General features: G+C 35.7%; 13 protein-coding genes. 10 read left to right on the top strand and 3 right to left on the bottom strand.

All coding sequences use genetic code 11. From position 1 onward, the window contains the following. Positions 1-105: 105 nt before the first annotated feature. The 3 genes from B6A10_RS09405 to metG all read right to left on the bottom strand — a co-directional run bounded on the left by B6A10_RS09405 (position 106) and on the right by metG (position 3877). Positions 106-792 carry an HAD family hydrolase gene (locus B6A10_RS09405; protein WP_188220681.1) on the bottom strand — a complete coding sequence of 229 codons (687 nt, stop codon included), beginning with the start codon at positions 790-792 and terminating at the stop codon, positions 106-108. 4 nt (positions 793-796) lie between these two features. Further along, the gene (locus tag B6A10_RS09400) at positions 797-1669 is read right to left on the bottom strand and encodes a DMT family transporter (protein WP_188220680.1); all 873 of its coding nucleotides are present in this window, start codon (positions 1667-1669) and stop codon (positions 797-799) included. 138 nt (positions 1670-1807) lie between these two features. Continuing rightward, on the bottom strand, positions 1808-3877 hold the full coding sequence (gene metG / locus B6A10_RS09395; RefSeq protein WP_188220679.1) for a methionine--tRNA ligase: 2070 nt from the start codon (positions 3875-3877) through the stop codon (positions 1808-1810). Between the two features lie 253 nt (positions 3878-4130). Here metG and B6A10_RS09390 point away from each other — a divergent pair, with 253 nt between their 5' ends. The 10 genes from B6A10_RS09390 to proC all read left to right on the top strand — a co-directional run bounded on the left by B6A10_RS09390 (position 4131) and on the right by proC (position 14372). After that, positions 4131-5039 (top strand): hypothetical protein, encoded by a 909-nt coding sequence (locus tag B6A10_RS09390; RefSeq protein WP_188220678.1) that lies wholly within the window; start codon positions 4131-4133, stop codon positions 5037-5039. Between the two features lie 249 nt (positions 5040-5288). After that, entirely contained in the window at positions 5289-5462 is a 174-nt protein-coding gene (locus tag B6A10_RS09385; protein WP_188220677.1) for a hypothetical protein, read from the top strand. A gap of 102 nt (positions 5463-5564) precedes the next feature. Then, positions 5565-6116, top strand: coding sequence for a DMP19 family protein (locus B6A10_RS09380; RefSeq protein WP_188220676.1), 552 nt, complete (start codon positions 5565-5567; stop codon positions 6114-6116). A gap of 120 nt (positions 6117-6236) precedes the next feature. Further along, positions 6237-7634, top strand: coding sequence for a sensor histidine kinase (locus tag B6A10_RS09375; protein ID WP_188220675.1), 1398 nt, complete (start codon positions 6237-6239; stop codon positions 7632-7634). Positions 7635-7819: 185 nt separating this feature from the next. After that, positions 7820-9091: a serine--tRNA ligase gene (gene serS / locus B6A10_RS09370; RefSeq protein ID WP_188220674.1), complete on the top strand. Its 1272-nt coding sequence runs from the start codon at positions 7820-7822 to the stop codon at positions 9089-9091. 130 nt (positions 9092-9221) lie between these two features. Further along, positions 9222-11030 carry a tetratricopeptide repeat protein gene (locus tag B6A10_RS09365; RefSeq protein ID WP_188220673.1) on the top strand — a complete coding sequence of 603 codons (1809 nt, stop codon included), beginning with the start codon at positions 9222-9224 and terminating at the stop codon, positions 11028-11030. A 66-nt stretch (positions 11031-11096) separates the two neighbouring features. Continuing rightward, positions 11097-11408, top strand: a complete 312-nt coding sequence (locus B6A10_RS09360) for a DUF4286 family protein (RefSeq protein WP_055094966.1) — start codon at positions 11097-11099, stop codon at positions 11406-11408. A gap of 53 nt (positions 11409-11461) precedes the next feature. Beyond that, positions 11462-12241: a 16S rRNA (adenine(1518)-N(6)/adenine(1519)-N(6))-dimethyltransferase RsmA gene (gene rsmA / locus B6A10_RS09355; protein ID WP_188220672.1), complete on the top strand. Its 780-nt coding sequence runs from the start codon at positions 11462-11464 to the stop codon at positions 12239-12241. Next, entirely contained in the window at positions 12231-13580 is a 1350-nt protein-coding gene (gene mgtE / locus B6A10_RS09350) for a magnesium transporter (RefSeq protein WP_055094962.1), read from the top strand. The genes rsmA and mgtE overlap by 11 nt, the downstream gene beginning before the upstream one ends. Positions 13581-13592: 12 nt before the next feature. Continuing rightward, positions 13593-14372 carry a pyrroline-5-carboxylate reductase gene (gene proC, locus B6A10_RS09345; RefSeq protein WP_026714317.1) on the top strand — a complete coding sequence of 260 codons (780 nt, stop codon included), beginning with the start codon at positions 13593-13595 and terminating at the stop codon, positions 14370-14372. The last annotated feature ends 136 nt before the right edge of the window (positions 14373-14508 follow it).

Raw genomic sequence — 14508 nt, 5'->3', positions numbered from 1 at the left:
TTTTAAAATTAGACTTTGAGTAAAGTTAAAGAAAATAAAGCAATTCTCCATAAACCAAATTGTAACTCATTTGATAAAGAACAAAAATCACCTAAAGCAACCTGATTAAGAAATAATTTTCAAAACCTCCTTTATATTTTCAAAAGCACTAAAATTTTCATGTTTGATTTCATGGTCAATTTTCTCGTGAGCCCATGTAGTATGAAACGGAACGTGAGCCGCATGACCGCCAATATTTAAAACCGGCAAAACATCCGATTTTAAAGAATTCCCAATCATATAAAATTCAGCAGGTTTAATTTCCAAACGCTTTATCAAATCCAGATAATCCTGCTCCTGCTTGTCGGACATCACTTCAATATGATGAAAATATTTCCCTAAACCGGAATTATGCAGTTTTCTTCTTTGATCTAACAAATCACCTTTAGTCGCCACAACCAGTTTGTACTTACCGTATAAAGCTTCCAAAGTTTCTTCCACTCCATCCAAAAGCACAATAGGTTTTTCTAATAATTCTTTACCGTACTGAATAATTTTTTCAATTACACTCACAGGAATCGTATTATCCGAAATCGTCATCGCGGCCTCAATCATTGAAAGAATATAGGCTTTGATTCCGTATCCGTAAATTTTCAAATTGGCAATTTCAATTCGGAAAAGTTCCTGAGAAAGCCCCTGATGCGACAGATAATCACTCATTAATTCACAAAACTTCTCTTCAGTTTCCAGAAAATAAGTTTCATTTACAAACAGCGTATCATCGGCATCAAAAGCTATAACTTTAAAAGACATAATTTTATGATTTTATCAAAACAGATTTATTGTAAAAAGTAATTCGGATACCTAAAAGTAAAAAAACAGCACCCAAAATCCTATCCCAACTCATAGTTTCTCCTAAAAAAAACCAAGCCAGAAAAGTGGCCAGCACTGCCTGTCCTAACAAACTCAGCGAAACACGGGTAGCTCGTAAATGTTGTGTAGCATAACTTATCAGCAACCAGGCCATTAATTGACAAACGGCTCCCTGAACAAATAAAACTAACCAGGCGGTATTAGAAAAACCAGCAAAATTTTCTCTGGAAAAGCCACAAACAATAGCCAAAAATATACTGGACGATATTAAAACAATACTCAAAAAGGAAAGTACATCTGCTTTTTCCAATATATTTTTACTTATCAAAATATAAGTTGCATATAACATTCCTGACAGCAAAGCCAATACAAAAGCTAAATCAAAATTGAGTTCACTAAAAGTTTCAAACCCTACCAAAACAATCATTCCCAAAAGCGCAACAGCCGTTCCTAGCCAAAAATTGACCCCAGACTTATTTTTCAAAAAAAAGAAAGAACCAATTCCTACCCAAACCGGAGAGAGATTCGCCAACAAAGTCGCCTGAGTGGCACTCGATTTTTGAATGGCGATGTTCCAAATGGCTATGTCGGTGGCGAAAATAATTCCGCAAACACAGGAAAGTAACAATAATTCGGTTGAAGGCAATCGGAATTTCTTTGAAAGAAAAACATACGGTAACAATAAAAGAGCCGCAATAAACATACGATAAAACGCCGAAATCAGCCCACCGGTTAAATGCAGTCGCACCAAAATTGGAAAAATGGAAATACAGACAATACCAGCAAATAAAGCAAATTGAGGTTTGTTAATTTTCATTGTCTAAAGAAAATAATTTTGCTTAAAAAGTAGCTTATCTGTTTATAAAAGCAAAAGCTTTGAAGTTATTTTTAACCGCAAATTCGCAAATTACCTTTTAAAACTTTAAAATAAAATTTGCGAATTTGCGGTATTCAATTAATTAATAGTCTCGCCGTTCATCACACCTTCAGCATCCGGATTAACAAAAACCAGTTTGCCTTCAGCATTATTAGTCATCAAAATCATTCCCTGACTTTCTACACCACGTAAAGCTCTTGGAGCCAAATTAACTAGAACAGTAACTCTTTTTCCAACAATATCTTCGGGCTTGAAACTCTCGGCGATTCCCGAAACAATTGTACGAACATCAATTCCGGTATCTACTTTCAAGACCAATAACTTATTCGCTTTTGGCATTTTTTCGGCTTCAATAATGGTTCCAACACGAAGATCCATTTTTGCAAAATCCTCATATTGAATCAAATCTTTTTGAGGCTCCGCCTTTTTATTTTCTGCCTGATTGGCTGTTTTTGTAGCTTCCAATTTATCTATTTGTTTTTGAATGGCTTCGTCTTCAATTTTAGCAAATAATAATTCTGCTTGCCCAATTTGGTGTCCTGCTGCTAATAAATCAGTTGATTCAGAAATTGACTTCCAACTCATCTCGACTGCGCTCGATGTGACATTCAAAATCCGTTTCAATTTAGTCGCAGTAAACGGTAAGAAAGGCTCACAAAGCGAGCTCAAAGCAGCAGCGATTTGTAAAGCCACATACATTTGCGTTTGCACACGCTCCGGATTGTCTTTAATCACTTTCCAAGGCTCTTCATCAGCTAAATATTTATTTCCTAAACGAGCTGCATTCATCATTTCGCCCAAAGCTTCACGGAAACGATATCTTTCCAGTGAACTTGAAATCACCTCCGGATACGCCTGTAGTTCGGCTAAAGTTTGCTCGTCTACTTCAGTAAATTCGTTAGGTGCAGGAACAATTCCATTGTAATATTTATTGGTCAACACCACCACACGGTTGATGAAATTACCAAAAATTGCGACCAATTCATTGTTATTTCTGGCTTGGAAATCTTTCCAGGTAAAATCATTGTCTTTTGTCTCCGGTGCATTAGAAGTTAAGGCATAACGCAACACATCCTGTTGATCTGGGAATTCTTCCAAATATTCGTGTAACCAAACCGCCCAGTTTTTAGAAGTCGATAATTTGTTTCCTTCTAAATTCAGGAACTCATTAGCCGGAACATTGTCGGGTAAAATAAAACTTCCCTCCGCTTTCAACATCGCTGGAAAAATTACGCAGTGAAAAACAATATTGTCTTTCCCAATAAAGTGAACCAACTTGGTGTTTTCATTTTTCCAATACGGCTCCCAATCTTTTCCTTCTCTGGCTGCCCATTCTTTGGTAGAAGAAATATAACCAATAGGCGCATCAAACCACACATATAATTTTTTCCCTTCAGCACCTTCAACCGGAACATCAATTCCCCAATCCAAGTCACGGGTTACCGCACGAGGCTCCAAACCGCCATCAATCCAAGATTTTACTTGTCCGTAAACATTTGGTTTCCAGTCGTTTTTATGTCCTTCCAAAATCCATTCTCTCAAGAAAGCATCATATCTGTCTAAAGGCAAAAACCAGTGTTTTGTTGATTTCGACACAGGTGTTTCACCAGTAATAGTCGATTTTGGGTTAATCAAATCGGTAGCGTTCAAAGTCGAACCACATTTTTCACATTGGTCGCCATAGGCTTCTTCGTTACCACATTTAGGACAAGTTCCTGTCACAAAACGGTCAGCCAAAAACTGATTCGCTTTGGCATCATACAATTGTTCGGTTACCTCTTCGATAAAATCACCATTGTCATATAATTTCTTAAAGAAATCCGAAGCCGTTTCATGGTGAACAGGCAAGGAAGTTCTGGAATAATTATCAAATGCAATTCCAAAATCAGAAAAAGATTTACGGATAATTCCATCGTATTTGTCAATTACTTCCTGCGGAGTAATGCCTTCTTTTTTGGCTTTCATAGAAATGGCAACCCCGTGTTCGTCGCTTCCGCAAACAAACAAAACATCTCTTCCCTGCAAACGCAAATAACGCGAATAAATGTCCGCAGGAACATAAACACCCGCCAAATGCCCAATATGAATAGGTCCGTTTGTATATGGCAAAGCAGCCGTAATCGTATATCTTTCTGGATTTTGTAGCATAATTCAATTTTATAGAGCGCAAAAATAAGGAATCCAATTGAAAATCGTACGGATTTTATTTGGAGCATTTTCCTGCTCTTCGCTTTATCTTTTCTTGCTTAAAGAAAGCAAGAAAAGGATGTTGCTGCGATCAGGGCTAGGGATTTGAGTTTTTCACAATATTTGATATTCAAAAGTAAAAGTAATCTCATTTATTAGATTATTTTCTTAATTTTAAAAACATTATTAAGTTTCTTTTAGATTTATTAAAGCAATGAGTTACGATTTATATTTATACAAGCACAAAAATAGTGGCTTAACAGAAGACTTATTTTCAGAATATTTAACCAAAAATCTAAAACACAACATTAGTGATAATCCTCATCAATGGATTTATGAAAATCCAGAAACAGGTGTATGCTTTTGGTTTGATTGGAACGAACCAAACACCGAGGAAGCAGATATTCAACTTTTCGACAAATTTGATGACTTTATAAATCTAAATTTCAACTTTGGAATAAATTTTTTCAGAGCCAATTTTTTTGGCATGGAAACTTTTCCAATACTTGAAAAAATTCTTGAAGAAAATAATTTATGGGTACTTAATCCACAAGATGACAAAAACACAGATTTTCCTGAAAAATTCGAACCCAATTATTTAAAAAACCAATGGATTAATCATAATGAGCAAGTAATTAGAGAGCATTATGAAGAAATGAATTTTGAATATTATCCATTGGATAAATCAAACTTTATATGGAGATATTTGAGTAATAGAGAAAAACTTCAAAATAACTTAATTGAGGATATTTTTATTCCTAGTTATTTTATGATAAAGGGCAATACAGATGGAAAACTTTATACTGGTTGTGTATGGCCCGAACACATTCCAATCATTCTACCTCCTGTTGATTTAGTAATAATAAAAAAGACAATAAAATCTTTTTTTAAAACTAAAGAAGAGAGCGGAATAATATTATATCAAGCTATAATGAATAAATTTGAAAAATATTTTGAGCCTTTTGAAAATGAAATTTCGAATTTAAAAGTTTTAAGACCCGAAAAAGCAAAATTAATTTCTGCTGAGTTTAATAAATTACCTCTAATAGAAATTAAAAAATTTGGGGTTGGAGTAAGTTTTGACCGTTTTGTAAACATTCCTCCATTTGACGAAATTACATGATTCAATATTATTACATTAACCCGTTGGGTGAAATTATTAAAAACGTCTGTTCGAGTGTTTTTTGTGTAGTGAAACGAAACAAAAAATGTATCGAGAACAGTTTTTAATGCAATTTTTCTTGTTCTCGATACGATTTTCTACCGAAAATCACTTGAACTGACGAAAAATCACCATCAAAAACTAATTTCACCCAACGGATTACATTAATATAAATTCAAAAACCTTTTCTTTAATTTCAAATATTAAACCATGCCCAAAGGACCTGAAAAAGACGGTAAAAACAAAGCTTTACACACCAAATTGCTCAATCGAAAAAAAACTAAATTGCAGGAAGAGAAAGCAGCAAGAGCCATTCGTTTGAAAGCTATAGTAACTAAAATGAATCAGCAAAAGGACAACAACAATTCTTCTGCTGTTGAATAAATTTGCGGTTAAACAAAATAGCAGCTTCAAAAAAATCAGTAGCAATCCGTGTAATCTGTGGCAAAAAAACCGAAATTTGCAGTCCATTCTTAAAACAAACTCATGGAATTTGGAAGTATTTTAATCTCAGAAAACGCGGCTAACAGCGAAAATCCTCAAGACATTATCAATTCCAACATTTCGATTGTCAACCTGATGCGCGAAGAAAAAATCGACGATGAAAACATTCACGAAGATGCCTTAATGAGTTACTATCTGGATTATTATCATTCTTTATGTATTCAGGGCAATTTTGCTCAGTTTGTGTACAATTCCGGATGGAATAAGGAATTAAACGAGCTTATTGAAGAAGGTCTCCAAATTATTGGAGCTGAAAAACACCTGGAACTTTTCCAAGAACAAAGTAAAAAATTGCGTTTAATGAGTAGTGTCAAATTGGCCAAATTCCTGAAAGGAAAATTAGAAGGTGTAAATCCTTTAAGAGATGCTCTAAACACCGGAACTGCTTTTAATCCGGAAGTTTTAGGTGATGAAAACCTTGTGACATTGAACGCTAATTTCTTAAAAAACCATCCAGACACTCAAATCCTTCCGGTAGAAGCTATTTTTGAACTTTTGGAAGATTATTTGGAACGCGAAATCAAAAGAAGCTAAAACTATTTAAAGCAATTTACTCAAAATTAGTTACTTGTTTTTTAGTTTACTCCCAAAATAAATTTATTTTTGTAGGTATAACTTGTATAACTTTATACTAAAAAGCACTAGAATTAATTTATGGAGCTATTTTACCAATTTTCGAAATTATTTGTATTAGACATTCGCAATACAATGGGAATTTTGTTTTGGGGAAATTTCATATTAGCTATTCTTGTTTTTACTTTTCGGTTTACCTTCATGAGTAAACAATCGCATAATCAATTACTGGTTTTTGGTTGTTCTAAGATTTTACTAGCATTTGCCTGGCTAGCCTTTTTTTTGCGAGTGGATACTGTTTCCTACAACCCAATAAAGTTTATCGTTACTAATACTTTGGTTTTTTCTGGCTATTATTTAGAATCAGTAGCCATGCTAATGATTGTAAAAAACCAATCTAAAAAATCATTTCAAAACCAATTTATTCTTTTTGTTACAACACTTTTAAGCTTTTATATTGCTGTTGCTATGAAAGCTCCTGCCAATATCCGTGTTTCTTTAGCATCGGTTAATATATTTTTACTGCTTATTGTTCCCACAACACTTTTTTTATTGGAATCCAATGGCAGTACATTCAGAAGAATTCTTGGTTTTAACTATATTATCTTATTGGTAACACTTATTTTCAGAATCTTTTATCCTTTATTTAAAACTTCTACCAGTCTATATTCAACAGATTACACACAAAAAATCATCTTTTTAATTATATTTCTGATGATGACGATAAGCGGAGTGGGTTATTTGCTTTTGTTACAGGAAAAAAAGGAAAATCAAATCAAAAAATTACTGGACGACAAAAACACTTTCTTTTCCATCATTGCCCACGATTTAAGAGGCCCTTTTAACGGAATTATAGGATTGTCCGAACTATTATTAGAAAAAGACAATCAATTAAACCAGGAAGAAACCAACGAATTTATTGAACTCATTCATCAATCATCCAAAAATACTTTTTCGTTACTAGACAATCTGCTAACCTGGTCGCAATCGCAAACCGGAAATCTGGAATTCAATCCTAAAAACCTGGAAATAAAAACCATTACTAACAAAAGTATCAATTTATTAGCCAATATTGCTAAGAATAAAAATATCACCTTAAATACTGCAATTGATACCGACCAGTATCTTTTTGCCGATAAAAACATGCTCGAAACAGTCTTTAGAAATTTAATTTCCAATGCTATTAAATTCACCCCAAACAATGGAGAAGTGAGTCTTTCGATGCAAAAAGAAAACCGTCAGTTTGTATTTTCAGTACAGGACAACGGCATTGGGATTGCCCCGGAAAAAATCAAAACGCTTTTTAACATCAACCACAGACAAACCACTTCGGGAACCAATAACGAAACCGGAACCGGACTGGGATTGATGCTTTGCAAAGATTTTGTCGAAAAACACGGCGGTCAAATTTGGGTTAAAAGCCATCCCGGCAAAGGAAGTACTTTTATTTTCAGCATTCCAGACAGCCATAAATTGTAGTTTTTCAAAAAACAAAACAGCCCGCTCTGATTCCACATTCTTAGTATCAATGGCAACATTGTAAAGACTTCAACTCTTTTTTACACATTTGTTAGCCTACAATCCAAACTTTGTCGTGTTACTAATAAACATTTCCTTAAATTTGCTTCCGTTATTAGAAAATTTATAGTTATAAAAATCCAACTATGTTACAAATTGCATTTATTAGAGAGAATCAGGAAAAAGTAATCCAGGCTTTGGCCAAAAGAAATTTGGATGCCAAAACCATTGTGGAAGAAGTGGTCGAACTTGATGAGCGTCGTCGTGCTACGCAAGTAGAATTAGACAACATCTTAGCTGAATCTAATAAATTATCCAAGGACATAGGCGAATTAATGAAAGCCGGCGAAAAAGCCAAAGCCACCATCTTGAAAGAAAAAACAGTTAGCAACAAAGAAAAAAGCAAACAACTGGCCGAAACTGCCGATGCTATTGCTGCCGAGCTTACTGAAAAACTATATACTTTACCAAACCTTCCGGCAGATATTGTTCCAGAAGGAAAATCAGCCGATGACAACCTGAATGTTTTTCAGGCAGGTGAAATCCCTGTTTTGCACGATGACGCGCAACCGCACTGGGAATTGGTAAAAAAATACGACATCATTGATTTTGAATTAGGAAATAAAATTACAGGTGCTGGTTTCCCGGTTTACAAAGGAAAAGGAGCGCGTTTACAACGTGCGTTAATCAATTATTTCTTAGACAAAAATACAGCTGCAGGTTATAATGAGGTTCAGGTACCACACTTGGTAAACGAAGCTTCAGGATATGGAACAGGACAATTACCTGACAAAGAAGGACAAATGTACCATGCAACCGTGGATAATTTATATTTAATCCCAACGGCTGAAGTTCCGGTAACCAACTTGTTCAGAGATGTTATTTTAAGCGAAAATGACTTACCTGTTTTAACTACGGCTTACACACCTTGTTTCCGTCGTGAGGCTGGTTCTTACGGAGCGCACGTAAGAGGACTAAACCGTTTACATCAATTTGACAAAGTTGAAATTGTACGCATCGAGCATCCTGAAAAATCTTATGAGGCTTTAGACGGCATGGTAGAACACGTAAAAGGAATTTTAGATGAATTGAAATTACCATATAGAATTTTGCGCCTTTGCGGTGGTGATATGGGATTCACCTCAGCATTGACCTATGATTTCGAAGTATTTTCAACCGCACAAGACCGCTGGTTAGAAATTTCTTCGGTTTCTAACTTTGAAACTTTTCAAGCGAATCGTTTGAAATTGCGTTTCAAAGACAAAGAAGGTAAAAATCAATTGGCTCACACCCTAAACGGAAGTTCTTTGGCTTTGCCTAGAGTTTTAGCAGGAATTATAGAAAACTACCAAACTCCGGAAGGAATCGTAATCCCAGAGGTTTTACGCCCTTACTGTGGTTTTGATATTATCAATTAATTCTGTTGAACCAGAATTAACCTTAATAAACCATTAAGAAATTAAGAAACATTAAGCTTAATAACCTTAATTTCTTAATGGTTTAAAAAAGAGAAATCTTAATATTTTAATTTCAAACCATTACTCGGTTATGAAAAAGCTCTTTCTTTATATCACTTTGTTATTCTCGCTGTTTGCGGTTGGTCAAAACGAACAATTAGCGGAGTATTACTACGACAAAGGCGATTTTGAAAAAGCTAAAATCAGCTATGAGGAATTGCTAGAAAACATTCCCCAAAACACCCAATATTTCCTGAGAACCATTGATTGTTACCAGCAATTACAACAATTTGATCTGGCTGAAAAAGCCATTCAAGCCCGATTGACTAAATACAATCAGGGTAGTCTTTTAGTCGAATTAGGCTATAATTACCAATTGCAAAAAAACGACATTAAAGCAAAGAATTTTTACGAACAAGCCATAGAACGCATTCGCAAAAACCCGAATGAAGTATACGGAATTGCCAATTCTTTTGAACGAAAAGTTCAATTAGAATTTGCCTTAAAAGCCTATCAAACGGCCACTGAAATACAACCCAATTTTAACTTTAATTACCAACAAGGGCTGATTTACGGACAACTGGGCAATTTCGACAAAATGATTAGTACTTTTTTGGACGAAGCTTATACGAATCCTCATAACTCGATTATAATTCAAAATCAATTATCGCGTTTCATGACCGATGAAGCCGACAATTCCTTTAGCGATGCTTTGCGAAAAGCCTTGATTCTAAAAGTGCAAAAAAGTCAGGATTTATTTTGGAACCGTTATTTAAGTTGGTTTTATGTGCAACAAAAAGAATTCTCAAAAGCATTCATTCAGGAAAAAGCCATATACAAGCGCAATCCGGAATCACTGACCGGCATTTTAAACTTAGCTAATTTGGCTATTGAAGAAGAAAATCAGGAAGTGGCCGGAGAAATTCTGAATTTCATCCTTGAAAACACTAAAGATTTAGGACTACTGGTTCAGGCGCACACCTATTTGATACAAATCAAAATCGACAAAGCCACCGACAAAGATTACGCCGCTATCAACGGCGAAATAGAAGCTTTGCTGAAAGAATTTGAAATATCTCCTTTTACCTTATCTTTGCAGCTGATTCAGGCGCATTTTGTGACTTTTCATTTAAAAAAACCGGAGCAGGGAAAAGAAATTGTAAAAAGAGCTTTGGATTTGCAATTGAACAGCTACGAAGTGGCAAAAGCCAAAATGGAACTGGCTGATATTTTCCTTTTCGAAGAAAAATTCAATCAGGCGTTGTTGTATTATTCGCAAATAGAAATGGATTTAAAGAATGATGCCGTAGCGCACGAAGCCAGTTTAAAAGCGGCCAAAACGAGTTATTTCAAAGGAGATTTTGACTGGGCTTTAAAGCAATTTAAAGAATTAAAATCGGCTAACACGCAGTTGATAGCCAATGATGCGCTGGAATATTTTTTATTGATCAATGACAACACCGTTGCCGATTCGACACAAACGGCTTTAAAAGCCTTTGCCAAAGGCGATTATTTGTTATATCAAAACCGAAATACCGAAGCTATCACACAATTTCAGTTGATTTTAAAAACATTTAAAAATCAGGACTCGAGGGCTATGCCCGAACAGGCGAAGCAAATCGAAGCAGTAACCCAGTTACGATTGGGGAAAGTTTACGAAAAAACCGGAGAATTTAATTTGGCTTTAAGCCAATATCAGGCAATTATAGAAAATCACAGTGACGGAATTTACATAGACGAAGCTTTGTTTTTTTCGGCGGAGATTTACAATAAAAAATTAAACGACGCCGGAAAAGCCAAATCACTGTACGAAAAGATTATTTTTAATCATCAGGACAGCATTTATTTTGTAGAAGCCAGAAAAAAATTCCGGGAATTAAGAGGCGATAAAAACTTATAAAAGTTTAATCGGTTAATCGTTGATTCGATTAAGCGGTTAAACAAATCAACGATTAAACAATAGAGAATGATAATTTACAACGTAACAACTAATATACACGAAAGCGTTCACGACCAATGGATGATTTGGATGCAACACAAACACATTCCGGAAATGCTGGCAACGGGAAAATTTACTAATGCCAAACTGGTTCGTGTTTTAGTTGAAGAAGAAATGGGCGGAGTTACTTATTCGGCTCAGTTTACTACCGACAGTCTGGCTACTTTAGAAAAATTCTATCAGGAGAATGAGGCTGTTTTTCAAGCAGAAGGACAAAAACTTTTTGGCGAAAAAATGCTCACTTTCAAGACCGAACTACAGCTAATTTCAGAACACTAATCTAGTATTCAGAAAGCAGTTTCTTTCTGTTTTCGTATAAAAAAGCAACAAACATGGATAAAGTAAAAGCCAAAAAACACCTCGGACAACATTTCTTAAAAGACGAAAGTATAGCAAAAGACATTGCCGATACTTTGAGTTTACAAGGATATGATGATGTACTGGAAATAGGTCCGGGAATGGGTGTTTTGACTAAATATGTATTAGACAAACCTATTAACACCTATGTAATTGAAATTGACACCGAATCGGTAGACTATTTAAATGCCCATTATCCAAAATTACACGGAAAAATCATTTCTAAAGATTTCCTGAAATACAATATCAACGAGGTTTTTGAAAACAAACAATTTGCTATTATTGGTAACTTCCCCTATAATATTTCGAGCCAAATCGTTTTCAGAGTCTTGGATTTGAAGGAACAAATTCCGGAATTCTCAGGCATGTTTCAAAAAGAAGTTGCCGAACGTATTTGCGAGAAAAAAGGAAGCAAAACTTACGGAATTTTATCCGTTTTAGCTCAGGCATTTTATGATACCGAATATCTATTTACCGTTAGCGAACATGTTTTTAATCCGCCGCCAAAAGTAAAATCTGGAGTAATGCGCATGCGCAGAAAAGAAAATTTTAGTTTGCCTTGTGGCGAAAAATTATTCTTTACGGTAGTTAAAACGGCTTTTCAACAACGCCGCAAAACTTTACGTAACAGTTTAAAAACGCTGAATTTATCGGATAATTTAAGAGAAGATAGTATCTTTGACCTCCGTCCGGAGCAATTGGATGTTGCACAATTTATCGAACTTACTCAAAAAATAGAAGCCGATGGAATTTAAAATCAGTAAAGACTTAATTCTCGAACTAAAACAGCACATTGCAAACAATCGTGACAAGGAACTGGAATCCTTGCTGAATGACATGCACCATGCTGATATAGCCGAGGTTTTGGACGAACTTGATTTTGACGAAGCTACCTATATTTTTAAAGTATTAGACAGCGAACAAACCGCAGAAATTCTTCTGGAACTGGAAGATGATTTGCGTGAAAATATATTAAGCCGTCTTTCTCCAAAGGAAATTGCCGAAGAGCTGGACGAGCTGGACACTAATGATGCGGCCGATATTATCGCCGAACTTTCTCAGGACATCAAAGCCGAGGTAATCTCGGAACTTCAGGACGTGGAACACGCCAAGGACATTGTGGACTTGTTGCGTTACGACGAGAATACGGCCGGAGGTTTGATGGGAAAAGAGTTGGTAAAAGTAAACGAAAACTGGAATGTTTTGACCTGCGTGAAAGAAATGCGCATTCAGGCCGAAAATGTTTCCAGAGTACATTCGATTTATGTGGTAGATGATGAAAACCGCTTAAAAGGCCGACTTTCACTAAAAGACTTATTAACTACTTCAACTAAAACCCACATTAGTGATGTTTATATCCGAAAATTAAACTGGGTAAAAGTTGACGATAAAGATGTGGAAGTAGCCCGTATCATGCAAAAATACGACTTAGAGGCCATTCCGGTTGTAGACGAATTAGGTCGTCTCGTAGGACGTATTACCATCGATGACATCGTAGACGTGATTAAAGAGGAAGCTGAGAAAGATTACCAGTTAGCAGCGGGTATTACGCAGGACGTAGAGACTAATGACAGCGTTTTAGAATTAACCAAAGCGCGTTTGCCTTGGCTTCTTATCGGAATGGTCATCGAATTGATTGCTTCGATAGTCTTAAAAGGAAACGAAGATGCTTTCAGACAGTACGAAACCTTAATTATTTTTGTACCGCTACTTTCGGCAACCGCCGGAAACATTGGAGTTCAGGCATCGGCAATCGTAGTTCAGGGATTGGCCAATGGTTCGCTGAAAGAATTTAGCCGTGTGTATTTTAGCAAAGAAGTCTCGGTAGCGATGATTTCGGGAACGATTATTTCCCTGCTTTTGCTAGGTTATCATTCGGCTATGTACCAACAATATTTAGTTGGTCTGGCGATTTCCATTTCGATGTTGGTAGTAATTTTATTTGCTGCTACCTTAGGAACATTAGTTCCGCTTTTTCTACACAAAAACAAAATTGATCCTGCTATTGCAACAGGACCCTTTATAACTACTGCCAATGACATTTTCGGGATTATCCTTTATTTTGCAGTAGCCAAAATGATTTTAGGAATTTAAACAAATTATTTAATGAAAGTACATATCATCGGAGGTGGTAACTTAGGTGCTGCCATCGCTCTGGGAATGGCTAAAAATGCCAGCGAACACCAAATTACAGTTACCAGAAGAAATACCGCCAACATTCTTTATTTGGAAAAATTAGGCGTTACCGTTTCTTCAGATAACAAACACAATATTCAGGAAGCGGATGTTATTATTTTAACTATCAAACCGTATCAGGTAGATACCGTTTTAGCTGAAATTTTACCTGTAATTTCCAATAAAACTATCGCTTCGGCTGTAACGGGACTTTCCACGGAAACTTTACAGAAAAAAATTGGCGAAGACCATCAGGCTATTCGTATCATGCCAAATATTGCCGCACAGTATGCCGCATCAGCAACCTGTATTACTTTCAATGAAAAACACGCTGCTGAAGGTCAGAAATTAGTAACTATTTTTCAGGAATTAGGAACTGCACCGGTTATTGATGAAAAATTAATGGATGCTGCAACGGTTTTAGCTGCCAGCGGAACTGCTTTTGCTTTGCGCTACATCAGAGCTTCAATGCAGGCAGGAATCGAAATTGGGTTTGACTGGAAAACGGCTTTGGCAATCTCCGCACAAACCGTTAAAGGAGCTGCCGAAATGGTGATGGAAGAACAAATCCATCCGGAACAGTTAATTGACCGTGTAACAACGCCCCAGGGATGTACGATTACCGGACTAAGCGAAATGGAATCACACGGATTTAGTTCGTCATTAATCCGCGGAATTAAAGCCGCAGTTAAGAAAATTAAAGATATTTAATTTTTAAGAAAAAAAATAAAAAAGGACCAATTGTAAATTTAGACTGCCCCCAAAAGTTTAGACAAATTTATAATTAATTTTGATAATAATGAGCTCGATATTGTATCGGGCTCATTCCTTTTAAATTCAGCTTTAT

The organism is Flavobacterium pokkalii (assembly GCF_014596575.1).
Taxonomy (GTDB): Bacteria; Bacteroidota; Bacteroidia; order Flavobacteriales; family Flavobacteriaceae; genus Flavobacterium; species Flavobacterium pokkalii.
This window is presented reverse-complemented; position numbering and strand designations above follow the sequence as displayed.